This is a genomic window from Oculatella sp. LEGE 06141 (assembly GCF_015207605.1).
In the GTDB taxonomy this organism is placed as follows: Bacteria; Cyanobacteriota; Cyanobacteriia; order Elainellales; family Elainellaceae; genus Oculatella.
The window spans coordinates 59725-74481 of sequence record NZ_JADEWO010000037.1; the positions used below are offsets into that span (position 1 = coordinate 59725).

Below are 14757 nucleotides of genomic sequence, written 5' to 3' on the forward strand. Positions count from 1 at the left end.
GCCCCCTAAATCCCCAAAAATTGGGGGACTTTGAAACAGAATTGATTCGGAAGTCCCCGTTCGGCTGAGCGCTCACGTCGAAGCCAATTTTGGGGGATTAGGGGCGGTTCGGGTTGGAGCTTAGCACCTTTAAAACATCCTCTTACAGTCGAGAGTGTTTGAATACAGCCCTGACTGCTCCTTTCATCACCTCCGACAAAAGGGGGGGAATGCAGCACGCTTGATACGTTTAAAACAACTTCTAAGGTGCGCTTTAGCTGGATTCTAAATTGATATAGACTCTCGAAAAGTCCTGCCGTTGCAAGTCATGATCATGCACGAGCAGTTGCAGATAACCTGAATCGCCAAACAATAAATCGACAGCTTGGCTGGAGTTAACTTGAAGTAAATTGCACCAACGTCGAGCGCCCGTCATATCCAATTTACTGCGCTGCTGGTAGTCGTAAATCAAATTTGGATTAATCTCACGGACAATATATGCATCCTCACGCGGATCATGCCCAATGCCCGCTACATGACCCAGTAATTTGCCAATACTATTGGTGTCGATCGCATGGATCAAATCATCATAACTATTTTCGTTAAGCTGAAGACGATCGCACAGCGCTTGATAATCATCCGTTGCCCAACGCGGTAAATCTGCGAATAAGGTAAACGTCAACTGATGTTCAATTAAATCGACATACCAATCGGTGACAAACTCAGCCTCATTCGGCAGCAAGGCAGGGGTTAACGATTCACTCCCGGTGTACAGCACCACCTGTTCTGGTTCTCCATCTTCATCAGCAAATAAATACAGCATTCCCTGCCGAGGAAACGGACTTTCAGCAAAAACAGGAAGGTCTGCCAAATTGATCTGGAGGAGAAAACAAAGATACTTGTTCAGGCGATCGTCTTGTAGCCACGCGATCGAGGCGGGCAAATCGGGTACACCACCGATCCGACTGTGACCCACTTGTCCAGGTTGAGCAGGTTCCAGGTGAAGAGCAATCGCCGGACGAACGTGAGCCAAAAGCTCAGTTTGATAGGCTGCTAAGCCCTGTGCCTGGATCAGTGAAACGAGTGGTTCAACATTCATTTGTCGCCTTACCTTTGATGCTGACTGGTTTGTCTCTTGATGTAAACAGCGATCGCGTCAATTGGATCGTATTGTCTTTACGGGCGATCGATCGCTTAAGATACCAGCGCCGATTCAACTGTAACAGCCAGAGCTGCCAGCGTGGTACTGCATCCAGGATAAAGACGCGATCGCCATCTATTGCCACCCTGGAGCGAAATGTATCCACATAGCGCCTGTCAAATAGAGCCACCGTCCACAGCATTGCTCCTGTTTGGCGATCGAGGGCAACGGCCTGGATTTGGTTACGATCATCCTGCCTGACTTGACGAAACGTGAGCAATTGGCGATCGCTAATGGCAATGGGCACATGTCTGGAATGCCAGTTTGAACTGATCAGGGATTGCCACTGCGTTTGTCCCGTTTGAGCCGAAAGCGCCACAATGGTACTCGAATCCTCACCATTGCGGCGACGGTTACAGTTGAGGTAGACCGATTGGGCGTCTACTTGCCAGGTGGAGTAAAAGCTAAAACATTCAAGCTGAGATTGAGATTGTTGCCACAGGATTTGCCCCGTTTGCGAATCCAGGGCTATCACCTGACCATCAACCTGGCGATCGGGCTGCTCAGCATAAACCCGATCAGTACTCAGTTGTAATGTACTGGCTGTTGTTTGCAGATTGTTGATGTGACTTCTAAATTGAGCGCGAAACCGAACCTGCCCGGTATCCATGCTGTAAGCTGTCACGGTTGATTGGTCATCATTATCCAGAGAATCATCTTCAGCCTGAAGCGGCCCTGCGGTGACAACATGATCATGCGTCGGCTTCATCCGGCTGAAGTTCGTCATCACGTCAGTGGATGGAACAGGGGTTTGTTGCAGTATGTTGCCTGTAGCGGCATCAAGGATTTGAATCTGTTGCGGTTGCGGGTTTAATTGCAGCACGGCCAGCTTTTGTTCTGTTGCCGCGATGCCCAAGGCAATCCATAAATCGGCCATTGGACGGGTGTTGAACCACGGGCGATCGATCGTCCAGCGCTGCTCACCTGTTGTGGGATCGAGCGATCGCAATTCTTCGCCTGCTTGCAAATAGAGGGCGGTAGGCTGGAGATCAATGATGGAATTAGCAGCGAGAAAATAACCAAATCCGCTCATCTCATCACCAGCCGGTGCGTTCAACTGCTGCGTCCACAGTTGCTTTCCTGTTTGAGTAGCAAACGCTTGCAGCCGATAGGTGTCAAACCGTTGATCGGGTGTGCTAGATTCGGCAGATTCCAGAATAACAGTACCACCAGCGGCGATCGCACCCCGGCTATACACCTCATCAACCGACTTCAGCGGCTGAAACCATTGCAACGTACCTGTATGGGTGTCAATTGCCAGGAGAGTTACTAATTGCTGCCGTCCTACCTGCCATCCCGCAACACTTCCAACGGCGATCGCACCAACCAGGATGAGCTTAAATTTCCAGTCTATTGAACAAAGTCGTTGCAACATCAAAGCGAAATCAAGTAGTTTTCCAATTGGTCCAGGTTATAGACTGGCACTTGACCCTTGCTAGCGGCAGCCGCATCGCTTCAGTAAACGAAGGTCTCACTACCCGGTAGATCAATGAATAGTCATAGCCAAATAATCATAACCAGTATTGCCACAGATACAACGGCTTGTTGTCCGTCAATTGTCGCCCCCTGGATGCCTTACCTTTAAAGGATGTCTTAAAAGTGCTAAGCTCCAACTCGAACCGCCCCCTAATCCCCTAAAACTGGCTTCGACGTGAGCGCTCAGCCGAACGGGGACTTCCGAATCAATTCTGTTTCAAAGTCCCCCAATTTTGGGGGATTTAGGGGGCTAATTTAGAATGTTGAGCCATTCTCAGACACCCTTTTAGAGAATGTTGACCCGGCACCGGGATGAAACGTTCCTCAACATCAGGACTTAGCGTCTGCGGCAGTCCAACAGGGTGGTTCGAGTGACATCAACCCCTTTAAACCATTGTTTCAAGGTATGCAAAGGTGTGCCGTATCCAATTCGCAAAGCGGTTGTGGTGGGCTACACATCGTTCAAAAATTCACCTTGAATGGAAATGAACATCGTATTGGGGCGCGATCGCCCCCTCCTAATGAAACGTAAGGTTATTCCTGTTATCACGTTCGGGCTGTTGGCGATCGCTGCCATTCTGGCGATGCCGTCTCCTATGCTTCCGGGGCAATCTGCTGCCACAATTTTAGCCTGGTCGATTAAACATCCCTGGATGCCGCTCTTGCCAGCCATCAAACTTCAGACCATTGAGGCTGATTTTCGCACCGTTTCAGTCTTTCAGAACCCTTCAGAACTGGCCGTATGGACCCAGGCAGGCAGAATCACGATGGACGCTTTGTACTATCGAAGTGCTGACAACACCATTAGATTTACCCGCCATCATACCGCTGCTATGAATGCCATTAGAGAGAGCTTTGGCACAGAGGTCGTTGACGACTTTGCAGCGGCTCAACCGCTGCTGCACACAGATGCTCTGCCCCCAACTACGCTTTATCGTGGCAAGCGCTACGGCTATGAAGTGTCTTACTACCCTGATCCGGTTCAGGATGGCTACATCGCTAAGTTTGCCGTTGTCTCACTCACCGTCGTTGATTGCACTGTGTCAAACCATCCAGCCGGATCTAAACCTGGCGGAATTGACATGAGTTGTTTCTCTCCATCTCACGACGCGACGGTGCGTTCTGCTGGCGATCGGCCACTTCCCTGATGTAACCAACCTAATGTAACCAACCTGAATGCAGCCAGCCCAACCAGCCTACAATAGTTAGTAACACCAGTCAGTAACACCAGTCAGTAACAACCAGTCAGTAACGCTCCGGTGACTCAGTGCCCTGGAATCATCCAGAAGCGTCTGGAAGTGTCCGGAACCATTGGTATGGTGAGTGATTGCGATCGCCCCTTTTCCCTCTTCCCAGCAGATGCATCAGCCCCTCTATCCTTGAAATGAAACTGCATCAATGAAACGCAAAGAGGCTGTTAATAAACTAGAACGATTGGTTCGAAAAGTTCCAACATGGCTGTTTATTACGGGAGCTGTCGTCGTTTTGTCGTTCATTGCGCTCTGGCTGGAAGGGGCTGAGATTCAATCGTTTCGTGATGCAGTTAAGGTGCTGTTCGAAAATGCTGAGTCGATCGCGATCGTCACGGCTGTTATTTTCTTTTTCAAGGAAGCCCCCAACCGTAAAGCTCAAAAGCACTACGAAGCATGGCAGGTCATTGACCATGCGGCAGCCGCCCATGTTCCCACTAGCTACGCTCGCATTCAAGCCCTTCAAGATCTCATTGAAGATGGTGTTTCACTGCGAGGGGTTAATCTTCCCGGTGCCCATTTGCAAGAGATCAACTTGAAAGGAGCGGTGTTAATTAGTGCCGACTTGAGGAGTGCCAACCTCAATGGAGCCATCCTGCGAGGTGCCAACCTGAGTGGAGCGACCCTTAGCAGTGCCACCTTAATTGATGCAGATTTGCGGGGTGCAAACCTTAGCATCGCGGATCTGCGAGGGGCTGTGCTTGGCATTGCAAACCTGCGGGATGCTGACCTGCATGGAGCCGATCTCCAGGGTGCTAATCTCGATGATGCTGACCTGCGGGATGCCAAACTCCGAAGTGTCAACTTTAACAATGCCGACCTGCGGGATGCCGACCTGCGCGGTGCCGACCTCCACGATGCCGATTTTCACGATGCCAATCTTTGCATGGCCGACCTCAGGAAAGCTAAGAATTTGATCCCGGTTCAAGTTAAATCGGCTCAGAATTGGGATAAAGCGATTTACGATAAGGCATTCCGCAGTCACGTTGGAATTCTCCTTGATACCGATCCTCCAGAGCGGCATTAATGAATTAGCATTAATGAATTAAAGGAAGGAAAGTGGCGATCGCCTCCCTGCCCTCCAGCCCCAATACTCCGGCTCTCAACAGCAGTCATTCTGGCAAAAGCCAACTCCCTTCTGGCACCGATTTTTGTATGGATAGCGACTGTTCAAACGCAGGCAGGGAGGGTTATGGTGTGTATAGCTTAAAGGTGAACATACACCAAATGAGTTCCAAGGCAGACTATTGAATCCTTCGCAGGCATCTTCTTAGATCGGTTGCCCATCCAGAATATTCCAGAACATTATTGGTTAATCAGGGGTCTACCACTAGTAAGCTAACCAAGGTAATGAAGTTGTGATGCACCCCTCTAACCCTCTACTCGTGATATTGGCGGCAGGATTCCTCTTAAGTGTTAATGGATGTAGCTCTAGCGACATCACATCTGAAGGGCGATCGAACGAGCCGCCAGCCGTACAACCCACCGCTGAAGCACAAACGGCTTCAACTGAGCCATTTAGAGATGCTGTCAATCAAGCTATGGAAGCGGCTGAACTGGCACAAACGGCTAAAACGGCGGAGCAGTGGGAAAACGTAGCTGTTTCCTGGCAGCAAGCCATTAGCCTGATGCAGACTGTTCCAGAGTCTAGCCCCAATTACGAAACGGCGCAGCAAAAAGCAGTGGAATATCAACCCAACCTGGAATATGCTCAGCGCAATGCCAACACGGCACCTGGTAATGCGACCAGTTCCACTCCTGCCAGCAGCCCAACTGATGACAGCACCCCCGCCAATGACAGCACCCCCGCCAATGACAGCAGCCCAGCCGATGAAAGCGCTCTTTCGCCAGAGGTAGAAGCTTTACTGGGAACGGAGTATGTTGGTTCCCAAGCCACCGAGATGATCAGCCAGTATGGCGCTCCTGAGATGTTGTCAGGGTCAACTAACGTAACTTGGGTCGCCTATTTCCCTGAGGGCGATTTCACCATTGCGGCAGATCGGAAAACGAACATCATCTACCGAATAGTGCCCGGAAAAACGTCTGAGTGATGCAGTTCTGGAAACAGGTACATCCCCAGTTCTAACAAACTAAAACCCGGTCTGAGCCTCTTATCGTGCCCGCTGTTTTACATGATTCAACCTGGGAGGATAACTCTAAACGTGAGTCGCCAGGGATTCGCAGGCATTGAGAAAAGGGTTGCGGTTCGTCACGTTGGCAATCTGGCAATTCCGGAAATTTATGAACGTGGCTTCGCAATGCAGCAGTAGAGTAGGGAGAATGGGGCAGTTCAGGCTGTTGCTACTTCCACTTTGGGGCGATCGCTCTCCTCCCCATCTGGTGTTGCTGTACCAAGGGTGAGTCTCCCCCCTATGATGGATTAAGTATCTGCCGTCGATGCGGTTCGCCGTCGGTGAGCATTTAACCTGTTGTTAAGCCGCCCCGAAGGGAGAATCTATGTCATTGGTGGAGTTAAGCCTCGATACCACGCACGAGGCAGTTGATTGGGTCTGCACGCTGTTGTCTGACACTCCTTACACAGGAGAGGTGCATATCACCAGGTATGTTGAACCAGAGCAGCCCTGTCTGGTTGAGTCTGATCAGGCTACAGAATCTCCGTGGGCATTCACCATTTGCTTTTATCTTCCCTACGATCTGCGTGTGCGCGATCGCGTCCAAACAATCGAAAGCCTCCTGTCGCCGTTGCACCGAACTGGCTTAACAACCGAACTGCAAACCACTGTAGTGGAAGCGGCAGCCAGCACCAGCGAGCGTGACCCGCTAATTCACAGAATTGGCAAACAGTTTGTTGTGCTGGCTCCCGATACGCCCTATCTACCTGAAACCAGAGACATCCCACTAAGACTAAAGCAAAGTCTTGCGTTCGGCAGCGGTCTGCATCCGGCAACGGTTCTAAGCTTGCAATTAATCGAACGGCATGTAACCCCAGGTTTAAACACCCTTGACCTTGGTTGCGGTTCGGGCATTCTAGCCGTAGCGATGGCAAAGCTGGGAGCGCAGGTCGTAGCGCTAGACAATGATGGGGTTGCGGTGGAAGCCGCTCAAGCTGCGGTTTGTTGCAATCAGGTGGAGGCACAGGTGACGGTAATGGAAGGAAGCCTGGGGTGCGGCAGCGATCTGGGGCATTGGATGGGGGGACATATTGCAGGCGATGTGCCCAGCCTTGAGGCAACAGCACAGTTTGATCTGATTGTGGTCAATATTTTGGCGCGAGTACATATTGCGCTGGCTCCCGACTTGCGACGCGCTCTGCGACAAACCGATCGCCACACCGGGCTACTGATTACATCCGGGTTTACAACCGATCGCGAGGCTGAGGTCGATGCCGCACTGCTCAATGCCGGATTTGCAGCGATCGATTGTGAGCGCTGCAACGAATGGGTTGCCCTGGCTCATCGCCTGGTTCGTTAACACGGATGGCGACCTCTGGTTCATTGAACCAGAGGCACTTGGGATAAGATCGTCCCGCTCAGGAGCGGTTGACAAACGCGGCAAAGGGATAATCAATTAAAACAGGGTCTTCCGGCACAAAGCGCGACTTGTAAACGGCCTTCTGACCTAACCCCTGAAGCGTCGCAATGGGAACGGGGGTTTTAAGTTTCTCCAGTTCTTGAACCTCCCAGTAAACGGCTGAAACGGGTCTATCTGCTGCGGTTGACGGAGGCCGAAACTGAGACTTGCCCGGATAGCGACCGTTACGAGACGGCAGATGCCCAATGTAGCGGGCACGCCAACTGGCTTCTGGATTCAATGGCCGATCGCCTTGGGCCTCGGATGCATAGATTAAGACTTCAACCAATTTCTGTTTTCGTAGCTCGTCTGCTTTGCGAAACACTTCAAAGGCCATGCTGCCAAACGCAACCTTGGCCATCGACTGGCTGGCAGTGTCATCGGAGTTAAGTTGAGCGGCGATCGCGTCTAATCCAGAAATCAGATGAACCTCTGGAACAGGTGCCAGGATCGCAAACGTACGAGTTATCTCCATTCAAGAACTTTACTAAGCGTCCTTAAGCATTTTAGGCTGCTCTTAGCACTTCCAACGATTTTTGCTGAACGAAAGTCGCTGCGCTGCGGTAACCCACCCTCACGACTGCTCAATCGGCTGCGTCATCGGAGAGGCGATCGCCGCAATAGCCGTCTTTAGCCAGTCAATATAAGTTTGTTCTCTTTGCATCACTAGCTCTAGCGCCAACCGTTGCATCACCTGTTGACGACTGGCAGAAACATCCCCCAGTGCGGGCAGCTCAATGCTACTGCATTCGGCCAGCCGTTCGCAGCGGGCGGCAAGCTGCTGCTCCAGCAGATGAATCACCGCTTCGTTGGGCAACTGATCGGCAAAAAATAACTGCACCAACAGCGGATCTCGGATGGTGGGTAACGGATGAGACCCTTGCAGCCAGCGGGTGAGTTCGGCATTTCCGGCTGCCGTAACGTGGTAAACCTTGCGGTTGGGGCGATCGCGCTGAATTTCGATCGTGCAGGTAATTAGCCCCTGCTCAACCAGTTTGTCGAGGGTTCGATAGATTTGAGCCTGGTCTGCCGTCCATAAATGGGCAATACATTGGTCGAAGCAGTCTGTTTTGAGGTCATAGCCTGTCCTCTCTTTCTGCTGAAGTAGACCTAGAATTGCGTGTGCTAGTGACATAGACGGTGTATCGACGGTTTACCGAAGCTGGGGTAGTGGAAGCCCTATCTATTCTTGGTTATCTCCTTATATGCTACTAATGCTACTATATGACTAGTCACATATAAGAGTAATCTTCTAAAGTAACCTGGATTGCAATCCTCTGTAGACAAACGTAATAGGATCATCTGAGCGATTCGTTGCGATTCGTTATTGCCGTTGGAGGATGCCCACAGGTGCGATCGCCTCATTCATTCACTTCACGCCATTTAACTTAGCTCTAATTCAACCATTGGGACATCCAGGAGAGGCAGAATGACGACACAAACACGAACGATGCGAACCGTGGCCGGATTAGTGAACAGTGTGCAAACGCTGGAGGGCGAAGGAATGCTGGTTCGTCGCCCGTTTCCCAAAAGTACGTTCTCAGAGTTCGATCCCTTCCTCCTGCTGGATGAACTCGGCCCTGTGGATATCCAACCCGGCAAAGGAACAGGCGCACCCGATCATCCCCATCGCGGCTTTGAAACAGTGACCTACATTCTGGAGGGGCACTTGCAGCACAAAGACTCCCAGGGGCATACAGGAACGATCAACCCCGGTGATGTTCAATGGATGACAGCCGGATCAGGTGTGGTTCACTCTGAGCTAACAGAGCCAACCTTTGCTCAGCAGGGTGGACGGTTGCACGGGTTGCAGCTTTGGGTTAACTTACCTCGTTCCCACAAAATGATGCCGCCACGCTACCAGGAAATTCCGTCTGAGCAAATCCCCACCGCACAAACCGATGATGGCTCGGTAACGGTCAACGTGATTGCTGGAGAAGCGCTAGGGGCAAAGGCTGCGATCGAAACACAAACGCCCATCATGTATCTGCACTTCAGGCTGCAACCGGGAGCAACGGTGGTGCAACCCGTTCCCAACACCTACAATGCCTTCACTTATGTAATTGATGGAGAAGGTGTGTTTGGGGCAGATCAAGAGCGTGCAGGCGATGGACAAATGGTATTGTTTGCACAAGATGGGGAAGAAGTGACCATCACCAACTTGCCGGATGCCAAATCACCGCTGGATGTGCTGCTGATTGCTGGTGTGCCGCTCAATGAACCAGTGGTACGCTACGGCCCATTTGTGATGAATACTGAATCAGAAATTATTCAGGCTATTGAAGACTACCGTAACGGGAGGATGGGTTCCATTGACTTCTAATACACTGCTACAACGCATACATCAACACCAATACCTGCGGGATTTGCGAAACAAGCTGCTGCGGCTGCACCAGGTATTGCTTGCCACAGAGCGCATTACCTACGAGCAAGTTCGCGGACGCGTATCCAGTGGAGAGCTGCTGCAACTCGTGTTGGAGCACGAGCAATTTGCCTGGTTGCGGCGCATTTCTGAACTGGTGGTGCAAATTGACGAAATGCTCGAAGCCGATGAACCGATCGCGCTGAATGCCGTACAAGCCTTGTTGGACGATGCCCGTCTGTTAATCACGCCATCTGAGCTAGGCACCGTGTTCGCCAGAAAGTACTACAATGCCTTGCAGCGTGAACCGGATGTGGTGTTAGCCCACGCAGAGGTTTCTGGACTGCTTACGTCCAATAAATAGCGATCGCTGAAGGTCAAATTAATGATCAAGTTAATGATCAAGTAATGGCCGAACAGTGGAGATGTGCCGCAAGTCATCTTCCGGTACATCTTCACTCCAGGATGGCGATACACCTCTCAGTCGTTGGCTTGTACCGTCAGCACTAAATCGTTTAATGCTTGCTGCATTTGGGCACAAACCAGGTTGTAGCAAGCATTGACGTAGCCCCGGTCGGATGCAGCCTCTTGACCATACCGTTCAAACATAATTGGTGGGCAGACCCGCGTATGAATTGGCACAGGCAACGGAATATTGGGCAGCGGCCCGATCGCCACTCCCCAGGGCAATCCTAAATAGATGGGAAACACTTCTGGATCAATGCCCAAAAGCCAGGGCATTCCCCACTGGTGTAAGTGTTGCACCTGTTCGTAAACATCCGCTAACACAATCAGCGTTTCGTGAGCGCCATAGGAGATCAGCGGCACAATGGGTATGTTTTTCCGCAGTGCTAATTTAACAAAGGCTTGATTGCCGCCCAGACAAATTTTGTGGCGCAACGCGTAAGGGCGAAACACATCCTTTGCGCCACCGGGATACACCAGAACGCTGGCTCCCTGATCGAACGCAGCGATCGCCATTTTAGGATGAGCCACCACTGCCCCCGCCTCTGCCGCAAGCTGCCCTACCAGGGGCGCACCCTTCCAGACGCTGGGATGCATCAGGCCGTAAATGGGGCGATCGGCTCCAAACAGGCGAAACCAGTCATACATCATCATGAACATATCGGGTGCAGCCAGGCCACCATTGTGTGAGCCAACCAGTAGCACCTGTCCTTGCGGCGAAACATGCTGCCAACCGTCAGTTTGCACTCGAAAATAGAAATGATATAGCCAACCCCAAAGCGGCATCAAAGCGCGGAGAAAGCTGGGATTGCGGCGTTCTAAAGACCAACCCGGTTGTGCTGAACGGTGAGATTGTGTAGGCATTAAGGCAGCTTAGCAAGAGGGGCAAATGTCGTACAACCACTGAGTTTAAGGCAAAATAAGCTACAAACTTGCGATCGCCTTTATCCAGAGCAGACGAGTGAGCCAACCATGAAGTACAGACGACAAAATAAGTGCCTGCGGGAACGTTGGTGCGATCGCATTTCTTGATAGGATGTCTACATTTGAGGGGTGCGTTACGTCATGCAATCACGCTACCCTACTAGAGTGGCGAATAGCTTCCGGCATGGCTTTGCTAGGGCGTAGCCTCTCCTGGTTTCTCCGAGGAAATGGCATTCTTTCCAAAACAAGCCCATCCACCGTAGCAAAATCGACTCTATAGGACGTTCAATGACCAGCTTGAGATTGCGGCAAAACACAGTTAAGCTTGACGACATTAATCAGCAGTTTGCCAGCGCCAACGCAACGCAGATTGTGGAATGGGCGGTAGATGCCTTTGAAGACGGGTTGGTGATGACCACCAGTTTTGGCATTCATTCTGCGGTGATGCTGCACATGGTAACGAGCGTTGTCCCCGATATTCCCGTGATTTGGGTTGATACAGGATATCTGCCGACTCAAACGTATTTATTTGCAGAACAGCTTAGCGATCGCCTCAAGCTTAACCTCAAAGTTTACCAATCGCACATGAGTCCGGCGCGGATGGAAGCGTTGCATGGGCGGCTGTGGGCGCAAAATGATGTGGAATCGCTGAACCGCTACGATCAGATCCGCAAGGTTGAACCGATGCAGCGAGCGCTGAAAGACCTGAAGGCGACCGCATGGCTGGCAGGGCTTCGCAGCAACCAGACGCAACACCGTAAAACACTCGACTTTGTTAGCCTCCAGGGATCGATCTACAAAATCTTGCCCATTTTGAACTGGAGTTCAAAAGCGGTCTATGACTATCTTTTGGCGCACGATTTGCCCTATCATCCCCTCTTTGACGAAGGGTATGTCACCGTTGGCGATTGGCATTCTAGCCGCCCATTAACGGCCAGCGATGAAGATGAACGGGATACCCGCTTCAAAGGCTTAAAGCAGGAATGTGGGCTTCACCTACCCCAAAATTTGGAAGAGTCTGCCAGCCTTGATTCCAGTTCGCTTTAGGCAGATTCGCTTTAGGCAGGGGTCAACCCAGCAATTAGACCCTGCCTCCCGATCCGCGATTGAGCAACGCCCAATGCTCCTGATCAGGCTGTTTGCCGCTGGCTAGAAAGCCGTTGGTAAGCGGTTACAAAATCATCTGTCGTCACTCGAATGGTTTTAGGGTTACTCAGCCCGTCCCGACGATAACGACGAATTGCTTCCAATGCAGCCTGGTTACTCAATAAAGCCAGATCGGCACCATTCCAGCCGTCCGTTTGTTCTGCCCACAGGGTTAAATCAACGTCTGCCAGCGGGCGGGTTTGATTGTGTACCTGCAAAATGGCAAGACGACTCGCTTGATTGGGCAGATCAACTTTGAGCTGCAAATCTAGCCGTCCCGATCGCAACAGAGCCGGATCAAGCGCTTCCGGTCGGTTGGTTGCTCCGACCAGCAACACATTGGGGCAATCTTGCAGCCCATCCAGTTCGGTTAGCAGTTGCCCGACGACGCGATCGCTCACTCCCGAATCGCCCTGAAAGCTGCCCCGTGCCGGAGCCAGGGAGTCGATTTCGTCCATAAACACCACGCAGGGTGCCGCCTGTCGTGCTTTCGTAAATAGCTCTCGCACGGCCTGTTCCGAGGCACCTACCCATTTGCTCAACAGTTCAGGGCCATTCACGGCAATGAAGTTGGCTCGCGCCTGGGAAGCAACCGCCTTCGCCAGCAACGTTTTTCCGGTTCCCGGCGGCCCCCAAAGCAAAATGCCGCGCGGCGCTTTTGCTCCGGTCTGCTGGTACAGTTCAGGATATAGCAATGCTCCTTCAACCGACTCTTGAAGGGTTTGCTTAAGGTCATCTAACCCGCCGATCGCGTTCCAGGAGACGTTAGGAGACTCAATTTCAACCGATCGCAAAACCGACGGCTTTACCTGCTTCAGGGCAGACAGAAAATCAGCCTGAGCCACCGTCATCGTTTTGGGAATAGTCCCCTGCAACGAGGGCACGTGACGACGTAGCGCCGTGTAGGCTGCTTTCTGGCACAGGGCTTTTAGATCGGCACCAACCATGCCGACTGATACATCAGCGATCGCCCCCAAATCCACCGATCGCTCTAACGGCATTGCGTCCGTCATAATTTTGAGAATTTCTAAGCGGCCAGCGCGATCGGGCACGCGAAACTGTACCTCTCGATCAAACCGTCCTGGACGGCGCAGCGCTGGATCAAGGCAATCTGAGCGATTGGTTGCTGCCAAAACAATCACGCCTTTGGTCTTCGCGAACCCATCCATCAAGCTCAACAGTTGAGCCACGACCCGCTTCTCAACATCGCCTTCTACCGTGGCGCGATCGGGGGCAACACTGTCAATCTCGTCAATGAACACAATACAGGGAGCCGATCGCGCCGCTTTTGTGAAAATACTTCGCAGACGAGCTTCTGCTTCCCCATAATATTTGCCCATGACTTCTGGGCCAACAATGGCAATGTAGTTAACCCCTAGCTCTTCGGCCAGGGCACGAGCGGTCAGGGTTTTCCCTGTTCCCGGTGGGCCAACCAGCAGCACCCCAGAGGTAGGTTCTAGCCCCAGCATGGTCAGAAGATCTGGACGCTTAAGCGGGAGTTCTATTAACTCTCGCAGTTCTCGTAACACGTCTGATAAACCGCCAACCCCTTTCAACGTAACGGATGGAACACTACCAGCCGGCGGTGGGGTGATAATCACATCATCCACTTCAGTGGAGGTGCTGGTGGTTCGCCGAGAATAGACACGGCTGCTATCGGTAGCAGTATCTTGTCGCTGCTGCTGCCATTCCGAGTCAGCATCACTCCGGCTGTTACTGGAGTTGCGGCGAACATCTGCCCGAAACTCGTCTTGCTCTACCCGTCCTTCTATTTCCCTAACGAATTCCAATAGACCTTCAAACCCTTGATCTAACAGGTCTTCAAACTCTTTAAACAGGTCATCCATCCGTCTACCCTCGCCCAGCCCGGTGCTTTCAGTATAGACATCTTGGTTCAACAGGCATTTGTCTGTGTTTCAAACCCGTTACACTTGGCGATCGCTGTTGAAGGCACACCGACGCATTAAAGAATGGTTTGAAGGGATTGATTGTTGCTCGAATCACTCCCTTTCCTGGCTTGCCGCAGTTTAATGGTCATTGACAGTTATATTTGCCCGTTTCCCTATTTAGATCCCTCACGTTGTTTGTTGCAACATCCTCTTCTGTTTGAGCAATGTGGCGCTTTAATTTGCCCGATGCTAGGTCTGCTTCAATCTGAACACTTTCGGACTCACCGATCGCCTTCAACGATCAGTGCAAGACCTTAGCGCGGAGCAAGATAACGTTCCCAATCACCCGCCGTAGGCAACCTCAAACGCTCAGCAGAAAGCTCTCGACGGTCGGTGTGCATGGGAGTTTATGGGGGGACAGGACTGAAGCGGAGGATATAAACTCAGCTTCAGCACTGGGACGCAGGGTGGGAGACGACCATGCATTGGGTGACATTTGATGTCTACTAACATATCGCCTCGCCCCACCCTGTG

General features: G+C 51.7%; 13 protein-coding genes. 7 read left to right on the plus strand and 6 right to left on the minus strand.

Annotated elements, in window-relative coordinates; genetic code table 11:
• Positions 1-253: 253 nt before the first annotated feature.
• Together IQ268_RS21700 and IQ268_RS21705 are read right to left on the minus strand one after the other, a co-directional pair.
• The gene (locus IQ268_RS21700) at positions 254-1078 is read right to left on the minus strand and encodes a YwqG family protein (RefSeq protein WP_193883624.1); all 825 of its coding nucleotides are present in this window, start codon (positions 1076-1078) and stop codon (positions 254-256) included.
• Positions 1068-2555: a PQQ-binding-like beta-propeller repeat protein gene (locus tag IQ268_RS21705; RefSeq protein ID WP_193883626.1), complete on the minus strand. Its 1488-nt coding sequence runs from the start codon at positions 2553-2555 to the stop codon at positions 1068-1070. The genes IQ268_RS21700 and IQ268_RS21705 overlap by 11 nt, the downstream gene beginning before the upstream one ends.
• Before the next feature lie 586 nt (positions 2556-3141).
• Between IQ268_RS21705 and IQ268_RS21710 the strand changes: the two genes are divergently transcribed.
• The 4 genes from IQ268_RS21710 to IQ268_RS21725 all read left to right on the plus strand — a co-directional run bounded on the left by IQ268_RS21710 (position 3142) and on the right by IQ268_RS21725 (position 7338).
• Positions 3142-3804 carry a hypothetical protein gene (locus IQ268_RS21710; RefSeq protein ID WP_193883628.1) on the plus strand — a complete coding sequence of 221 codons (663 nt, stop codon included), beginning with the start codon at positions 3142-3144 and terminating at the stop codon, positions 3802-3804.
• A gap of 250 nt (positions 3805-4054) precedes the next feature.
• A complete protein-coding gene (locus tag IQ268_RS21715; RefSeq protein ID WP_193883630.1) occupies positions 4055-4933 on the plus strand; it encodes a pentapeptide repeat-containing protein in 879 nt (292 codons plus the stop codon).
• 331 nt (positions 4934-5264) lie between these two features.
• A complete protein-coding gene (locus IQ268_RS21720) occupies positions 5265-5957 on the plus strand; it encodes a hypothetical protein (RefSeq protein WP_193883632.1) in 693 nt (230 codons plus the stop codon).
• A gap of 406 nt (positions 5958-6363) precedes the next feature.
• On the plus strand, positions 6364-7338 hold the full coding sequence (locus tag IQ268_RS21725) for a 50S ribosomal protein L11 methyltransferase (protein WP_193883634.1): 975 nt from the start codon (positions 6364-6366) through the stop codon (positions 7336-7338).
• 58 nt (positions 7339-7396) lie between these two features.
• Here IQ268_RS21725 and IQ268_RS21730 read toward each other — a convergent pair whose 3' ends face one another.
• Both IQ268_RS21730 and IQ268_RS21735 read right to left on the minus strand, forming a co-directional pair.
• Positions 7397-7912, minus strand: a complete 516-nt coding sequence (locus tag IQ268_RS21730; protein ID WP_193883636.1) for a hypothetical protein — start codon at positions 7910-7912, stop codon at positions 7397-7399.
• Between the two features lie 99 nt (positions 7913-8011).
• Positions 8012-8572: a PadR family transcriptional regulator gene (locus IQ268_RS21735; protein ID WP_193883638.1), complete on the minus strand. Its 561-nt coding sequence runs from the start codon at positions 8570-8572 to the stop codon at positions 8012-8014.
• A 294-nt stretch (positions 8573-8866) separates the two neighbouring features.
• Here IQ268_RS21735 and IQ268_RS21740 point away from each other — a divergent pair, with 294 nt between their 5' ends.
• Positions 8867-9760, plus strand: a complete 894-nt coding sequence (locus tag IQ268_RS21740; protein WP_193883640.1) for a pirin family protein — start codon at positions 8867-8869, stop codon at positions 9758-9760.
• Entirely contained in the window at positions 9750-10163 is a 414-nt protein-coding gene (locus IQ268_RS21745; protein WP_193883642.1) for a hypothetical protein, read from the plus strand. Before IQ268_RS21740 ends, IQ268_RS21745 begins: the two co-directional genes overlap by 11 nt.
• Positions 10164-10279: 116 nt before the next feature.
• Here the strand turns inward: IQ268_RS21745 and IQ268_RS21750 are convergent, their stop codons facing one another.
• Positions 10280-11128, minus strand: a complete 849-nt coding sequence (locus IQ268_RS21750) for a 1-acyl-sn-glycerol-3-phosphate acyltransferase (RefSeq protein WP_193883644.1) — start codon at positions 11126-11128, stop codon at positions 10280-10282.
• Positions 11129-11476: 348 nt separating this feature from the next.
• Here IQ268_RS21750 and cysH point away from each other — a divergent pair, with 348 nt between their 5' ends.
• A complete protein-coding gene (gene cysH, locus IQ268_RS21755) occupies positions 11477-12235 on the plus strand; it encodes a phosphoadenosine phosphosulfate reductase (RefSeq protein WP_193883646.1) in 759 nt (252 codons plus the stop codon).
• 83 nt (positions 12236-12318) lie between these two features.
• Here the strand turns inward: cysH and IQ268_RS21760 are convergent, their stop codons facing one another.
• Positions 12319-14181 carry an AAA family ATPase gene (locus IQ268_RS21760; RefSeq protein ID WP_193883648.1) on the minus strand — a complete coding sequence of 621 codons (1863 nt, stop codon included), beginning with the start codon at positions 14179-14181 and terminating at the stop codon, positions 12319-12321.
• Positions 14182-14757: the final 576 nt, after the last annotated feature.